The 15270-nt window shown below is 62.2% G+C and carries 14 protein-coding genes; 11 read left to right on the top strand and 3 right to left on the bottom strand.

The annotated features are described in order from the left end of the window. Nucleotides 1-306: 306 nt before the first annotated feature. From BLT65_RS21160 to BLT65_RS21150, 3 genes are all read left to right on the top strand, one after another. Nucleotides 307-1272 (top strand): substrate-binding domain-containing protein, encoded by a 966-nt coding sequence (locus BLT65_RS21160; RefSeq protein WP_042316535.1) that lies wholly within the window; start codon nucleotides 307-309, stop codon nucleotides 1270-1272. Between the two features lie 102 nt (nucleotides 1273-1374). Further along, nucleotides 1375-2424 (top strand): sugar phosphate isomerase/epimerase family protein, encoded by a 1050-nt coding sequence (locus tag BLT65_RS21155; RefSeq protein ID WP_042316533.1) that lies wholly within the window; start codon nucleotides 1375-1377, stop codon nucleotides 2422-2424. A gap of 27 nt (nucleotides 2425-2451) precedes the next feature. Continuing rightward, nucleotides 2452-3597, top strand: coding sequence for a Gfo/Idh/MocA family protein (locus tag BLT65_RS21150; RefSeq protein WP_091780530.1), 1146 nt, complete (start codon nucleotides 2452-2454; stop codon nucleotides 3595-3597). Between the two features lie 15 nt (nucleotides 3598-3612). On the opposite strand, the gene BLT65_RS21145 is transcribed toward BLT65_RS21150, so the two are convergent. Then, complete coding sequence (locus BLT65_RS21145) at nucleotides 3613-3870, bottom strand: hypothetical protein (protein WP_042316527.1); 258 nt, start codon at nucleotides 3868-3870, stop codon at nucleotides 3613-3615. 141 nt (nucleotides 3871-4011) lie between these two features. Between BLT65_RS21145 and BLT65_RS21140 the strand changes: the two genes are divergently transcribed. Then, nucleotides 4012-5400, top strand: coding sequence for a tetratricopeptide repeat protein (locus BLT65_RS21140; protein WP_091780686.1), 1389 nt, complete (start codon nucleotides 4012-4014; stop codon nucleotides 5398-5400). Between the two features lie 71 nt (nucleotides 5401-5471). Here BLT65_RS21140 and BLT65_RS21135 read toward each other — a convergent pair whose 3' ends face one another. Both BLT65_RS21135 and BLT65_RS21130 read right to left on the bottom strand, forming a co-directional pair. Further along, the gene (locus BLT65_RS21135) at nucleotides 5472-6644 is read right to left on the bottom strand and encodes an ABC transporter substrate-binding protein (protein WP_091780527.1); all 1173 of its coding nucleotides are present in this window, start codon (nucleotides 6642-6644) and stop codon (nucleotides 5472-5474) included. A gap of 67 nt (nucleotides 6645-6711) precedes the next feature. Continuing rightward, the gene (locus tag BLT65_RS21130; RefSeq protein WP_042316522.1) at nucleotides 6712-7653 is read right to left on the bottom strand and encodes a CysB family HTH-type transcriptional regulator; all 942 of its coding nucleotides are present in this window, start codon (nucleotides 7651-7653) and stop codon (nucleotides 6712-6714) included. Nucleotides 7654-7887: 234 nt separating this feature from the next. Here BLT65_RS21130 and BLT65_RS21125 point away from each other — a divergent pair, with 234 nt between their 5' ends. From BLT65_RS21125 to bla, 7 genes are all read left to right on the top strand, one after another. Then, complete coding sequence (locus BLT65_RS21125; protein WP_091780524.1) at nucleotides 7888-9567, top strand: nitrite/sulfite reductase; 1680 nt, start codon at nucleotides 7888-7890, stop codon at nucleotides 9565-9567. 19 nt (nucleotides 9568-9586) lie between these two features. Continuing rightward, nucleotides 9587-10132 (top strand): DUF934 domain-containing protein, encoded by a 546-nt coding sequence (locus tag BLT65_RS21120; RefSeq protein ID WP_042316517.1) that lies wholly within the window; start codon nucleotides 9587-9589, stop codon nucleotides 10130-10132. Continuing rightward, nucleotides 10129-10875 (top strand): phosphoadenylyl-sulfate reductase, encoded by a 747-nt coding sequence (locus BLT65_RS21115; protein WP_042316515.1) that lies wholly within the window; start codon nucleotides 10129-10131, stop codon nucleotides 10873-10875. Before BLT65_RS21120 ends, BLT65_RS21115 begins: the two co-directional genes overlap by 4 nt. Before the next feature lie 103 nt (nucleotides 10876-10978). Continuing rightward, on the top strand, nucleotides 10979-11938 hold the full coding sequence (cysD, locus tag BLT65_RS21110; protein WP_091780683.1) for a sulfate adenylyltransferase subunit CysD: 960 nt from the start codon (nucleotides 10979-10981) through the stop codon (nucleotides 11936-11938). Between the two features lie 16 nt (nucleotides 11939-11954). Further along, the gene (locus BLT65_RS21105) at nucleotides 11955-13271 is read left to right on the top strand and encodes a sulfate adenylyltransferase subunit 1 (protein ID WP_174485120.1); all 1317 of its coding nucleotides are present in this window, start codon (nucleotides 11955-11957) and stop codon (nucleotides 13269-13271) included. A gap of 27 nt (nucleotides 13272-13298) precedes the next feature. Continuing rightward, on the top strand, nucleotides 13299-14066 hold the full coding sequence (gene cobA, locus BLT65_RS21100; RefSeq protein WP_091780521.1) for a uroporphyrinogen-III C-methyltransferase: 768 nt from the start codon (nucleotides 13299-13301) through the stop codon (nucleotides 14064-14066). A gap of 138 nt (nucleotides 14067-14204) precedes the next feature. After that, the gene (gene bla, locus BLT65_RS21095) at nucleotides 14205-15101 is read left to right on the top strand and encodes a class A beta-lactamase (RefSeq protein ID WP_091780518.1); all 897 of its coding nucleotides are present in this window, start codon (nucleotides 14205-14207) and stop codon (nucleotides 15099-15101) included. Nucleotides 15102-15270 lie beyond the last annotated feature (169 nt).

The following is a 15270-nucleotide window of genomic DNA, read 5'->3' as shown; positions in this document are numbered from 1 at the left end:
TTGGCGGTGTTAGCCGCTTTCTTTTGCCTACTTTTCTTTGCGGCGGCAAAGAAAAGTAGGTGCCGCCCCGCACAGGGGCGACGCTTGAAGCGAGCTAACGAATCGCGGATGCCAGCGCAAACGCGAAAAAACAAACCGCTTGCGCCACGCAAAAGGCGAAGTGCCGCCCCGCACAGGGGCAACGTTTGAAGCACGAAGGCAAATCGCGGATGCCAACGCAAAAGCGAAGCAAAGCAACAGCAACAGCAACTAGCAGTGCAACATCGACTCATCGACGAAGAGAACGCAACCAAGGAGACAAGAGCCATGAAGCAGATCATTCGAGCGGTCGGCGCCGGCATGCTGGCGTTAAGCGTGATGGGCCTTGCCACAGGCCCTGCACATGCAGATGAAAAAGTAACCCTGGGCGTAGCCATCCCCACCGCCGATCACGGCTTCACAGGCGGCATCGTCTGGTGGGCGAACAAGGCAAAGGCAGATCTGGAAAAAGCCCACCCCGACCTGAAAGTGATCGTCAAAACCGCAGCGAACGCGCCAGAACAGGCGAACCAGCTACAAGACCTCGTGACGGTCAACAAGATCAACGCGCTAGTAATCTTCCCGTACGAATCAGCCTCCCTCACCCAACCCGTCGCGCAAGTGAAAAAGAAGGGCGTCTACGTAACAGTCGTCGACCGTGGTCTCACGGACACAAGCGCACAAGACGCCTACGTCGCCGGCGACAACACCGCCTTCGGCAAGATCCCCGCCGAATATCTGGCAAAAGCACTCGACGGCAAAGGCGACATCGTCGCGCTACGCGGCATTCCCACAACCCTCGACAACGAACGCTGGACAGCCTTCACAGGCGTCCTGAAGGCCTATCCGAACATCAAGATCCTCGACGCAAAATACGCAAACTGGAACCGCGACGACGCATTCAAGGTCATGCAGGACTACCTGACGCGCTTCAAGCACATCGACGCCGTCTGGGCCGCCGACGACGACATGGCCGTCGGCGTCATCAAGGCAATCGATCAGGCCAAACGCACCGACATCAAGATCGTGTTCGGCGGCGCGGGCTCGAAAGGCATGGTGAAGAACGTGATGGACGGCGCGCCGCTCATCAAGGCCGATGTGTCGTACTCGCCAAAGTTCATCTACGACGCAATCAAGCTCACGGCGGAAGCACGCCTCAAAGGTGACAAACTGCCCGCCACGACGATCATTCCTTCCGTGCTGATCACGAAGGAGAACGCGAAGGAATTCTACTTCCCGGATTCGCCGTTCTGATCGCAAACGAGCTTTAGCCCGGCGCTGCCTTTCGCGTGATCGTCGCAAAGACACTCGCAAGGCGGCGCCGGTTCGACGCAGATATCCATCGGGAGCAGCACGATGAAAACGATCAAAGGGCCGGCGATCTTTCTCGCGCAGTTCATGGGCGACAAGGTGCCGTTCGACAACCTCGCGCATCTCGCGCAATGGGCCGCGAGTCTCGGCTTCAAAGGCATTCAGGTGCCCGCCGATCCGCGCCTCGTCGACCTCGAACAGGCGGCGTCGAGCCAGGACTATTGCGACGATCTGCTGGGCGTCGTCACCGATGCGGGCGTCGCCATCACCGAACTATCGACGCATCTGCAAGGGCAACTCGTCGCCGTGCATCCCGCGTATGACGTGCTGTTCGACGGCTTCGCCGCGCCGCACGTGCGCGGCAATCCCGCGGCGCGCACCGAATGGGCCGTGCAGCAGATGAAGTGGGCCGCGAAGGCATCGCAGCGTCTTGGATTGAACACGCATGTGTCGTTTTCAGGCGCGCTCGCGTGGCCATATATCTATCCGTGGCCGCAGCGTCCCGCCGGTCTCGTCGAAGCGGCCTTCGACGAACTCGCGCGCCGCTGGACGCCAATCCTCGATGCGTTCGACGAAGCGGGCGTCGATGTCTGCTACGAATTGCATCCCGGCGAAGATCTGCACGACGGTGTGACGTTCGAACGTTTTCTCGCGGCCGTGAAGGACCACAGGCGCGCAAACATATTGTTCGACCCGAGTCACTACGTCTTGCAGCAACTCGACTACCTCGCGTTCATCGATATCTATCACGAGCGCATCAAGGCCTTTCACGTGAAGGACGCCGAGTTTCGTCCGAATGGGCGGCAGGGCGTCTATGGCGGCTATAGCGGCTGGGTCGAGCGCGCGGGGCGCTTTCGCTCGTTGGGCGACGGGCAGATCGACTTCGGCGCGATCTTCTCGAAGATGGCGCAATACGATTTTCCGGGCTGGGCGGTGCTCGAATGGGAGTGCGCGTTGAAGCATCCCGAAGACGGCGCGCGCGAAGGCGCGGAGTTCATCAAGCGGCACATCATTCGCGTGGCCGACCATGCATTCGATGACTTCGCGGGCAGCGGCGCGGACGACGCGCAACTGAAACGCGTGCTCGGCCTTTGACGCTGACTGTCGAACAGGAGCAGATCGATGACACGAAGACTCAGGCTGGGCATGGTCGGCGGCGGGCAGGGCGCGTTTATCGGTGCGGTGCATCGGATCGCGGCGCGCCTCGACGATCGCTTCGAACTGGTGGCGGCCGCGCTCTCGTCCGACCCGCAGCGCGCGCAGGCAAGCGCTGACGAACTTGGCGTCGCGCGCAGCTACGCAAGCTGGGACGAGATGGCGCGCGCCGAAGCCGCGCGCGACGACGGCATCGACGCCGTGTCGATCGTCACGCCGAATCATCTGCATGCGCCCGTCGCGACGGCGTTCCTCGAAGCCGGCATCCACGTGATCTGCGACAAGCCGCTCGCGATGACGCTCGAAGAAGGCGAAGCGCTCGCGAAGCTCGCGCGCGACAAGAACCGGCTCTTTGCGCTGACGCACACGTATTCGGGTTATCCGATGGTGCGTCATGCGCGCGAACTGGTCGAAGCGGGTGAGTTGGGCGAGGTGCGCGTCGTGCAGGTCGAGTACGCGCAGGACTGGCTCGCGAAACCGATCGAACTGACGGGCGAGAACCGCCAGGCAGTGTGGCGCACCGACCCGAAGCAGGCCGGGCGCGCCGGATGCCTTGGCGATATCGGCACGCACGCGTATCACCTCGCGGCGTTTGTGACGGGCATGCTGCCCATCGAGATCGCCGCCGAACTGCATACGTTCGTCGAAGGGCGTCAGGTCGACGACCATATTCAGGCGATGCTGCGCTACGACAAAGGCGCACGCGGCATGCTGTGGGCGAGCCAGGTGGCGAGCGGCGCGGAAAACGCGCTGCGTCTGCGCGTCTATGGTACGAAGGCGGGCATCGCGTTCGATCAGGAGAACCCGAACGAACTGCTGTTCACGCCGTTGGGTGGCGCGACGCAAAGGCTCACGCGCGGGCGCGTCGACAGCGACGTGGCGCGGCACGCGACGCGCGTGCCGGCAGGTCATCCCGAGGGTTATCTCGAAGCGTTCGCGCAGCTCTACAAGGATGCGGCGTTGCAGATCGAAGCGATCGACGCGGGTTTGCCTCTGCCGCCCGAAAGCCGTTTGCTGACGACCGTCGAGGACGGCGTGGCCGGGCTGCGTTTCATCGATGCGGTTTTCACAAGCAACGAACAGCTTGCCTACACACGCGTAAAGAACGGCTGACGGCTACGAAGGTGTCTAGCCCTTGCTGCGCTTGATCTGCTCTTCGAACGCAAGATCGAGCTTGCTTGCCTTGCGTGGCTTCGGCGGCCCGAAACCGTCGACGAACTTGACGAAATCATCGAGCGGCAGCGGATCGGACACCTTCTGGTCCGTGCCGCTCGACTTGTCGACGAGATAGAACAGTCCGCCCGACAGGCTGACCGCCGCGAAGCGCGGATTGCCGCTGCGGGTCTTCAGCCGTTCGACGGCATGGATGGCTCGGGTCGTGCGCATGATTCAATGGTGCCGTGCAGTGCTTGAGTTTTTAAGATTGCTGCATGATTCTACGACGTATACTCGCGCGCCGGTCTGCGGCAGCGCCGCGATCCGGTAGATGTCCCGCCATTTGCGTAGAACGTCGAAACAATGCCCGCCATGCCTTCAGTCCATGAAACACTCGATGCGCTTGCCCACGCGCCCGACGATGCAGACAAGCTGCGAGCGGTCTGCGTCGCGCTGCTGCACGAGATGCGTGACGACGAACTGCTGACCTATACCGAACGCGCGCTCGCCATCGAGCCGCGCGATCTCCATTTCGTCAACTGGCGCGCGTACGCGTTGACGCTGCTTGGACGGCATTTCGATGCCGTCGCGACGTGGCGCAACTATGCTGCGCTGCCGTGGCAGCCCGCGTACTACAAGATGAGCCTCGGCCAGAGTCTCGTGATGTCGGGCGACGTCGAGCGCGGCATTCCAATGCTGCACGACGCATGGCGCACGGCTGCCGCGGGCGGCGACTGGTTTGCGCGCAAGGCCGAGCATCTGTATGGCGAGGCATTGTTGCGCACCGCGCGTCCCGCAGGCTTCGAGCCGTGGCTCGCGCGCAATGACAGCGACAGCGGCAACTACCAGCCCGTCGATATTCCTTCGTGGTCGGGCGAACAGGATTTGCGCGGCAAGCGTGTCCTGATTACACATCAGATGGGTTTTGGCGATCAGTTCCTGTTCTTTGCCAACGTATCGCAATGGCAGGCAGCAGGCGCGCAGATGATGGTTACGTGCGATGCGCAGTTGCATCCGCTGCTGCAGGCGTCGCTGCCGGATTGCCGTGTGGTGAGCGCGGCGCGTCCGTTGCGTCAGCACGAGGCGTTGCCTGAAGAGTTGGCCAGTCAGGTTCGCGAATTCGCGCCCGATCTGCACGCGACGTTGCTGCATTTGCCGCTGCTCGCCGCTCAACAAGTGCCGCTGCCGTCACCGTTTTTTCCTGCTTATCTGCGTGCGCCCGAAGCGGAGCGCGAGGCCGCCGCCGCATGGGCGCGCGAGTTGCGCGCGGCGGAGCCGGGCAAATCGCTGATCGGCATTTTCTGGGACTGCAACCAGCGCCACGCGCATGAGGTCGGCGCGGTGATGCGCTGCTCGGCGATCCGCCGCAGCTTGCCGTTGACGGAAGTCGATCACCTGGTGATGCATCCGTCCGTCGCAGCGAAGCGGCATTTCGTGAGCCTGCATCATCCTTCCGTGCAGCAGTTTGCTGGCATGCCGTCGGGCAATATCAGCGTGTACGGGCCGGGGATCAAATCGTTTGCGGAGACGGCTGCGTGCATCGAGCAACTGGACGCCGTCATTGCCGTCGATTCAGGCGTCGCGAACCTGAGCGCGATGCTCGGCAAGCTGACCATCGTGCCGCTCAATGTGGCAAGCGAATGGCGCTGGGGTGTGGAAGGCGATACGTCGCCGTGGATGGCGAATCTGAAGCCGCTGCGTCAGACGCTGATGGGCGACTGGCGCAGCGTGATCGATGAGGCGATTAGTTTTTTGTCGTAGCTGATGGCGCTGCAGCGGTGGGGCGGCACGCACCCCGTTCGCTGCTACGTCGAGCCAGGATCACGCAGCGATCACTGACTCAAATACGTAAACTTCCCACCCTTGATAATCCCCATCACGCTGGCCCGTTGATCGAGCCCGACGTGATCCTTCGCGCTCGTGTTCACGACGCCGTTCGGCACCACCAGCTCATGCGCGTGCTCGAGTTCCGTGCGCAACGCCGCGCGAAACTCCGGCGTGCCCGGCTGCGCCGTCTTCAACGCGCGCGCGACGGCATCCTGCAGACGCGGATACACACCTGCTGCATCGCCCGCGAACTGCGTCACGGTGTTCGGCCCATACTGCGCCTCATACGCGTTGACGAACGCAAGCGCTGCCTTCTTCGCCGGATGATCGGCGGGCAACGTGCGCGCCACGACGACCGGCTGCGTTGGGAACAGCGTCCCCTCGACATCCTTGCCGCCCAGCTTGATGAACTCCGGCGTCGCAATGCCGTGCGTCTGATAGATCGCGCCCTTGTAGCCGCGCTCGACGAGCGTGCGCTGCGGCAGCACAGTCGGCGTGCCCGCGCCCGCGATCAGCACGGCATCGGGCTTCGCGGCGATCAGCTTCAGCACCTGGCCCGTGACGCTCGCGTCGGTGCGGTTGAAGCGCTCTGTCGCAACTACTTGAATGTGGCGCAGCGTCGCGAACTTCGTGAACTCGTTGAGCCAGCTGTCGCCGTAGCTGTCCGCGAAACCGATAAAGCCGACCGTCTTGATGTTGTGGTTCGACATGTAGCGCGTCATCACGTCGGCCATCGCGCTGTCCGTCTGCGCCATCTTGAACGCCCAGACCTTCTTGCCTTCCTGCGGCTCGACAACACTTGCCGAGCCGATCAGCGTGATCATCGGCGTCTGGCTCTCGGCGACGGGATCGAGCGCTGCCATCGCGGCGGGCGTGATATTGGGGCCGACGATCACATCGACGTGATCCTCGTTGATCAGCTTGCGGATGTTGCGCACGGCATTGCCCGGATCGGAGGCGTCGTCGAGGATGATGTACTGCGCGTTCTGACCGGCAATCGTCTTCGGCCACATCAACATCGCGTTCTTGCTGGTGATGCCGATCGTGGCGGCGGGCCCCGTGCTCGACAGGTCGATGCCGACCTTGATGTCCGCGTGCGCGGTGGCGGCGGCGAACAGCGCGCCGATCGCGGCGGCACGCATCAGGGTGCGTTTGATTTTGTTCTTGTGCGACGACATGCGAAAGATCTCCTGGCAGGTAGCGTGGCCGTTTTTATAGCCGATCAGTTATACCGGGTCAAAAACCTCAAAGCTCGTACGTTTCGTGATCGCCCTTGAGCGCCTGCTCGATCAGCTTGCGGTTCATGTTCGGTGACAGCAGCTCGACGAGCGTATACACATAGCTGCGCAGATACGCGCCCTGCTTGAGCGCGACGCGCGTCACGTTGCTGCCGAACAGGTGCCCGACGGGCATCGCGCGCAGATGGCGGTCGCGTTCGGCATTGAACGCGATGTCGGCCATGATGCCGACGCCCAGCCCCAGCTCGACATAGGTCTTGATCACGTCCGCGTCGATCGCTTCGAGGACGATGTCGGGATGCAGACCGCGCAGGCGGAACGCTTCGTTGATCTTGGTGCGGCCAGCGAACGCGTTATCGTACGTAATCAGCGGATACTGCGTGAGGTCGTCCAGCGACAGCTGCTTGCGCTCCAGCAGCGGATGATCGGCGGGCATCACGGCGAGGTGGTGCCACGTGAAGCAGGGCAGCGACACCAGTTCCTTATAGGTCGAGATCGCCTCGGTTGCGATGGCGACGTCCGCCTGATCGTGCAAAACCAGTTCGGCGACCTGGGTCGGACTGCCTTGCAGGATTGAAAGGTGAACTTTCGGAAAACGCTTCTTGAACTCGGCGATGGCGGCGGGCAGCGAGTAGCGCGCCTGCGTGTGCGTCGCCGCGATGACGAGATTGCCCTGATCCTGCGCCGCGTAATCTTTACCGACTCGTTTCAGGCTCTCAACCTCCTGAAGAATCCGCTCGACGGACGCCAGAATGATCCGGCCCGGTTCCGTCAGCGAGCGCACGCGCTTGCCGTGCCGCGTGAAGATTTCGACGCCCAGCTCGTCCTCCAGCTCGATGATCGCCTTCGAGACGCCCGGCTGGCTTGTAAACAGTGCCTTAGCAGCTTCCGTCAGGTTGAAATTCTGGCGGACGGCCTCACGCACGAAGCGGAACTGATGCAGGTTCATATATAACCTCGCCGCATATCAAAAGAATTTTTTAGTCGTTTGAAATATAAGGCGAGTTTATTACGATTTGTCCAGTTTTTCCAATATGGATATCTGTTTTTGTCATTAGCAAATGAGCGATGCGTCTAAACGGCTGGTCGCCGTCTCGCTCAAAGCAGACTGATGATGACAAATCCGAAGCGCGGCGTAACCGGAACGCCGCGTCGTGAGACGAACAAACCCTGGGGTCCCCGAATGTACCAATACGATCAGTACGACCAGACCATCGTCGACGAACGCGTCGCGCAGTATGCCGACCAGGTTCGCCGCCGTCTGTCGGGCGAATTGAGCGAAGAAGAGTTCCGCCCGCTGCGCCTGCAAAACGGCCTGTACATGCAGCGCCACGCGTACATGCACCGCATCGCGATTCCGTACGGCAACCTGCGCAGCGACCAGTTGCGCATGCTGGCGACGATCGCGCGTGAGCACGACCGCGGCTACGGCCATTTCTCGACGCGCTCGAACATCCAGTACAACTGGATCCAGCTCGAAGAAACGCCTGAAATTCTGCGCAAGCTCGCGTCCGTCCAGATGCACGGCATCCAGACGTCGGGCAACTGTATCCGCAACATCACGGCCGATCAGTTCGCGGGCGTCGCGCCCGACGAAATCGTCGATCCGCGTCCGTGGGCGGAAATCATGCGCCAATGGTCGACCTTCCATCCGGAATTCGCGTGGCTGCCCCGTAAGTTCAAGATTGCCGTGTCGGGTACGAAGGAAGACCGCGCAGCCGTGCAGATCCACGACCTGGGCGTCTATCTGAAGAAGAACGACGCGGGTGAAGTGGTCGCCAGCATCCTCGCGGGCGGTGGTCTGGGCCGCACCCCGATCATCGGCGCGATCATCAAGGAAGACCTGCCCTGGCAGCATCTGCTGACGTACTGCGAAGCCGTGCTGCGCGTGTACAACCGCTACGGCCGCCGCGACAACCTGTATAAGGCGCGTATCAAGATTCTGGTGAAGGCGCTGTCGCCCGCGAAGTTCGCGCAGCAGGTCGACGAAGAATGGCAACACCTGAAGGACGGTCCGTCGACGCTGACGGAAGCGGAAGTGGCGCGCGTGTCGCAATACTTCGAGCCGCCTGTCTATGAAAAGCTGCCGGACACGGACGCTTCGTTCGAGAAGCATCTGCTGGAAAGCAAGCCGTTCGCGCGCTGGGTCGAGCGCAATGTGCGCCCGCATCGCGTGTCGGGCTATTCGTCGGTGACGATCTCGCTCAAGCCGCGCGACATCGCGCCCGGCGACGCGACGGACACGCAGATGAACGCCGTCGCCGACTGGGCAGACGAGTACTCGCTCGGCGAAATCCGCGTCTCGCACGAACAGAACCTGATTCTCGCCAACGTGAAGAAGCGCGATCTGTACGCGCTGTGGGAAAAGGCCAAGGCGCAAGGCTTCGCGATGCCGAATATCGGTCTGCTGACCGACATCATCGCGTGCCCGGGCGGCGATTTCTGCTCGCTCGCGAACGCGAAGTCGATTCCGATTGCGCAGGCTATCCAGCAACGTTTCGACGACGCTGACTTCGTCTATGACCTCGGCGACCTGTCGCTGAACATCTCGGGCTGCATGAACTCGTGCGGTCACCATCACGTCGGCAACATCGGCGTGTTGGGCGTCGACAAGGACGGCTCCGAGTGGTACCAGGTGTCGCTCGGCGGCGAGCAGGGCACGGGTCATGACGGCGCGAAGCTCGGCCGCGTGATCGGACCGTCGTTCTCGGCGGAAGAAATGCCGGACGTGGTGTCGAAGGTGATCGATACGTTCGTCGAACATCGCATTGACGGCGAGCGCTTCATCGACACGTACAACCGCATCGGACTCGCGCCGTTCAAGGAACGCGTGTACGCATCGCGTCAGCCGGCTCACGCGTAACGGGAACAAGGATTAGCAGATGGCATCGATTATCAAGGACCGCGCAATCGTCAACGACGACTTCACGGTAGTCCGCGCAGCTGAAGACGGCACGTTGCCCGAAGTCGGCGCGTTGCCGGCTGGCAAAGTGATCGTCCCGTTCGCGTTGTGGCAAGCATCGCGCGACGAGCTGACGGCTTCGCGCAGCGCGCAGGAAATCGGCGTGTGGCTCGCGCCGGACAGCGAACCCGCTGACATCGTCGCGGACTTCGACAAGATCGCGCTGATCGCGGTGGACTTCCCGGTGTTCCGCGACGGACGCGGCTACAGCACGGCGCGTCTGTTGCGCGAGCGTTATGGCTTCAAGGGCGAGATTCGCGCGATCGGCGACGTGCTGCGCGACCAGTTGCGCTTTTACGAACGTTGCGGCTTCAACGCGTACGCACTGCGCGAAGACAAGGACATCCACGACGCGCTGAAGGCGTTCACCGAATTCACTGTCCAGTATCAAGGTGCATTCGACGATCCTTCGCCACTCTTTCGCCATCGCGAAGCGGCCGCTGCCGCGCAGAAGGCGTCGGTATGACGAGCGCAACGGGCATCACGGCTGAACTGCAAGCGAAGATCGAACGTCTGGACGTGCTGCTCGATTCGATCGCGCAGCGTCACGACAAGGTCAAGCTCGCGAGCAGCCTCGCGGCGGAAGACATGCTGCTCACGCACGCCATTCTGTCGCGCGGCGTGAAGATCGGCATTTTTTCGTTGAACACGGGCCGCCTGCATGCGGAAACGCTCGGCATGATCGACCGCGTGCGCGAGCGCTATGGCTACGAGATCGAGCAGTTTCATCCGCTGGCGGATTCCGTCGATGAATACGTCGCGCAGCATGGCCTGAATGCGTTTTACGAAAGCATCGATTTGCGCAAGCGCTGCTGCGAGATCCGCAAGGTCGAGCCGCTGAACCGTGCGCTGTCCGAAGTCGGCGCGTGGGTGACGGGCCAGCGTCGCGAGCAGTCGGTGACGCGCGCGGAACTGCACGAGGAAGAGCAGGATCACGCTCGCAATATCGGCAAGTACAACCCGCTCGCCGACTGGACGGAAGCCGATGTGTGGGCTTACCTGAAGGCGTTCGACGTGCCCGTGAATCCGCTGCATGCGCGTGGCTATCCGAGCATCGGCTGCGAGCCGTGTACGCGCGCCGTGCGCCCCGGCGAAGACAGCCGGGCAGGGCGCTGGTGGTGGGAGTCGCGCGATACGAAGGAATGCGGACTGCACATCACGACGATCCCCGTCACGGTGATCACAGAAAACGCGTCACCGCTCCACTGAGCCGCACGCGAACGCAGAAACAGATTTTCGATTGAATCTTCTCGTGTCGCACACATCTGGTGAGAACCCGATCATGCGACACGAACCAACGAAGGACCTGAACATGAGCACGACGCTCGATTCCACTGTCAACCCGCTGAACGTCACGGCGAACCGGATGGACCATCTCGACTGGCTCGAGGCTGAGTCGATTCACATCCTGCGCGAACTCGTTGCCGAGTGCAGCAAGCCGGCGCTGTTGTTCTCGGGCGGCAAGGATTCCGTCGTCGTGCTGGCGCTCGCGTTGAAGGCGTTCGGCCTCGGCGCGAACCGCAAGACGCAGCTGCCGTTCCCGCTCGTGCATATCGACACGGGTCACAACTATGACGAAGTGATCGACTTCCGCGATCGCCGCGCGAAGGAAATCGGCGCGGAACTCGTGGTCGGTCACGTTGAAGATTCGATCAAGAAGGGCACCGTGCGTTTGCGCCGCGAGACGGATTCGCGCAATGCCGCGCAAGCCGTCACGTTGCTGGAAACGATCGAGCAATACGGCTATACGGCGATGATTGGCGGCGCGCGCCGCGATGAAGAAAAGGCGCGTGCGAAAGAGCGCATCTTCTCGTTCCGCGACGAGTTCGGCCAGTGGGATCCGAAGGCGCAGCGCCCAGAACTGTGGAGCCTGTTTAACGCGCGTCTGCATCAAGGCGAGCATCTGCGCGTGTTCCCGATCTCGAACTGGACGGAACTCGACGTGTGGCAATACATCGCTCGCGAGAACCTCGAACTGCCGTCCATCTATTACGCGCACAAGCGCGAGATCGTGCGCCGCAACGGCCTGCTCGTGCCCGTGACGCCGCTCACGCCGATCCGCGAAGGCGAGTCGAGCGAAGAGGCAGTGGTCCGTTTCCGTACCGTGGGCGACATCAGCTGCACGTGCCCCGTTGAAAGCGATGCGGACGATCTGGAAAAGATCATCGCCGAAACGGCCGTGACGGAAATCACGGAACGCGGCGCAACGCGCATGGACGACCAGACGTCGGAAGCGGCGATGGAAACGCGCAAGAAACAAGGTTATTTCTAAGGCACGGGGTAAGAAGATTATGAGCATTCATCAACCTGAAGACCTCGGCGTACTTCGATTCATTACGGCAGGCAGCGTCGACGACGGCAAGAGCACGCTGATTGGCCGCCTGCTGTATGACAGCAAGGCTGTGCTGTCGGATCAGCTGTCGGCGTTGTCGCGCGCGAAGAACAAGCGCACGGTCGGCGACGAAATCGATCTGTCGCTGCTGACGGACGGCCTCGAAGCCGAACGCGAGCAGGGCATCACGATCGACGTCGCGTACCGCTACTTCGCCACCGCGAAGCGCAAGTTCATCATCGCCGACACGCCGGGTCACGAGCAGTACACGCGCAACATGGTGACGGGCGCATCGACGGCGCACGCCGCGATCATTCTCGTCGACGCGACGCGCGTCACGTTCGAGGACGGCGTCGCGCAACTGCTGCCGCAGACCAAGCGCCATAGCGCGATCGTCAAGTTGCTGGGCCTGCAGCACGCGATAGTCGCGATCAACAAGATGGATCTCGTCGACTACAGCGAAGCGCGCTTCAACGAGATCCGCGACGCGTATGTCACGCTGGCGCGTCAACTCGGCCTCGCCGATGTACGCTTCGTGCCCGTATCGGCACTGAAGGGCGACAACATCGTGACGGCGAGCGAGCGCATGCCGTGGTATGCGGGCGAGCCGCTGCTCGACTTGCTCGAAGCGCTGCCCGTCGAACTGCCGACGGATCAGGGACTGCGTTTCCCGGTGCAATGGGTCGCGCGGCAGGACGGCAGCCAGGCCGACGATTTCCGTGGCTACATGGGCCGCGTCGAATCGGGCGAAGTGAAGCTCGGCGATTCGATCGTCGTGCTGCCGGCCAACCGTCAGGCGACCGTCGCTGAGATCATCGCGCCCGTGCCGGGCGGCACGGCGCAAGTGGACCGCGCATTCGCGGGCCAGACGGTGACGATCCGCCTCGCGGAAGACGTCGACGTGTCGCGCGGCGATACGTTCGTGCTGGCAACGGGTGTCGTGCAACCGGCGAAGAAACTCGAAGCGGACCTGTGCTGGTTCGACGACACGCCGCTGTCGACGGCCCGCAAGTATCTGCTGAAGCAGACCACGAGCACGGTGTTCGCGCGTATCGGCGGCATCCAGCAGGTGCTCGACGTTCACACGCTGTCGCATGCGACGGACCGTCATGAACTGGCGATGAACGATATTGGCCGCGTGTCGCTGACGCTGCAAAAGCCGATCGTCGCCGACGAGTACGACACGCATCCGGGCACGGGCGCGTTCGTGCTGATCGACGAAGCAACGCATCACACGGTCGCGGCCGGCATGATTCGTTCTTTCTCCGCTTGAAGTCGAGAGCGGACGGAGCGGGAGCAAATGGGTAAGGTGTATCTGATCGGCGCCGGGCCAGGCGCTGCGGACCTGATCACGGTTCGCGGCGCGCGGCTGCTGGGACTCGCCGATGTCGTGCTGCACGATGCGCTGGTCGAGCCGGCGATGCTCGACTACGCGCCGCATGCGCGCAAGATCGCGGTGGGCAAGCGTTGCGGGCAGCGCTCGACGGCGCAGCACTTCATTAACAAGCAGATCGTCGATGCCGCGCTTGAGCATGGCGTCGTGGTGCGGCTGAAGGGCGGCGATCCGATGCTGTTCGGCCGCGCCGATGAAGAGATGCGCGCGCTCGAAGCGGCGGGCATCGAATATGAAGTCGTGCCGGGCATCACGGCGGCCTTGGCGAGCGCGGCGTCGCTGCGGCGTTCGTTGACGCTGCGTGGCGTGTCGCGCAGCGTGGCGCTCGCGACGCACAGCCGCGCGCCGGATTCCGCCGAGATTCGCGAGCAGGTGAACGCGGATTCGCTGGTGTTCTACATGGGCCGCGACAGCGCGCCCGAGATCGCGCAACAACTGATCGACGCGGGCCGTCCGGGCTCGACGCCTGTCGCGATTGTCGAAGCGTGTTCGACGCCGCGCGAGCGCATGTTGACGCTGACGCTCGAAGGACTTGCCGCTGGCGATGCGCAATTGTGGCTCGACGCGTCGCAGCCTTCGCTGCTGATGATTGGCGATGCGTTTGCCGAGCGGGTCACGCAAAGCGAGCTTGAGTCAGCTGTGGAGCAAGGTCAGGCTGAGTTGCGGGTCGCTTAAGGCTCTATTGCCGCTGTTTTCTATTGATCGGCCGCATTCGCGTGAGTGAATGCGGCCGATTGTCTTTTGGGCGCGCCGTCGAGCCAGGCACGTGCGTTGCGTTAAGATTTCCTTTCGCTTTGCATTCGAACTGGACTCATGCCTTTTTCTTCTTTGCGTCGTTCTTTACTGATTGCGCTTGCAGCCGGTCCCGTGATCGGCGTGCGTGCGCAGCCGGCTTCGTCTGTCTCGGTCAATCTCGCCGCGCGCGAGCGGTTCGAACAACTGGAGGCGTCGAGCGGTGGGCGCCTCGGTGTGGCTGCGCTCAATACGGCGGATGGGTCGTATGTCGGCTATCGCGAGTCGGAGCGGTTTCCGATGTGCAGCACGTTCAAGCTGCTTGTCGTTGCGCTGGTTTTGAAACGCAGCATGGCCGAACGTAGTCTGCTCGACGAGCGTGTTCGATACGGTGACGCCGATCTTGTCGCGAACTCGCCTGTTACGAAGCGGCACGTGGGGGAGAGCATGACCATCGGCGAACTGAGTGCCGCGGCGCTGCAGCACAGCGATAACACGGCGGCTAAGCTGCTGCTGACGGCTGTCGGCGGACCGGAGGTGTTGAACCAGTTCGCGCTTTCGATTGGGGATGAGTGGTTTGATTTGTTGCGCGGGGAGCCCGAGGTTAATGCTTCCGTGCCGGGCGATATGCGGGATACCACGACGCCGCGGGCGATGATGCTCGATGTGCAGAAGCTTCTGCTTGCCGATGATGTGCTGGGTCCGCAGCAGCGGGAGCAATTGAAGGCATGGATGCTCGGGAATGTTACTGGGGCGGCTCGGATTCGGGCTGCCGTGCCGGGTTCTGGATGGCTGGTCGCCGATAAGACCGGGAGCGGGGATTACGGGACGGCTAACGATGTGGCTGTTGTTTATCCGCCTTCGGCGGCGCCTTTTGTTGTCGCTGTCTATTTCACTGGTGTGATGCCCAAACAGACGCTGCCGCGTGATGAGGTAGTGGTTGAGGCTGCGCGGATCGTGTTTGATGTGATGAAGTGATTTTATTGTCTGCGACGCTTTGGGTGGTGTGCTTTCGCTTTCGCTGGCATCCGCGATTTGTTAGCCTGCTTCAAGCGTCGCCCCTGTGCGGGGCGGCACCTACTTTTCTTTGCCGCCGCAAAGAAAAGTAGGCAAAAGAAAGCGGCTAACACCGCCAGCACGTGTGTTT

It is taken from the genome of Paraburkholderia steynii, from assembly GCF_900100565.1.
Lineage (GTDB): Bacteria > Pseudomonadota > Gammaproteobacteria > Burkholderiales > Burkholderiaceae > Paraburkholderia > Paraburkholderia terrae.
The sequence above is the reverse complement of the archived record's forward strand: the minus strand, read 5'-3'. Positions and strand labels throughout refer to the sequence as shown.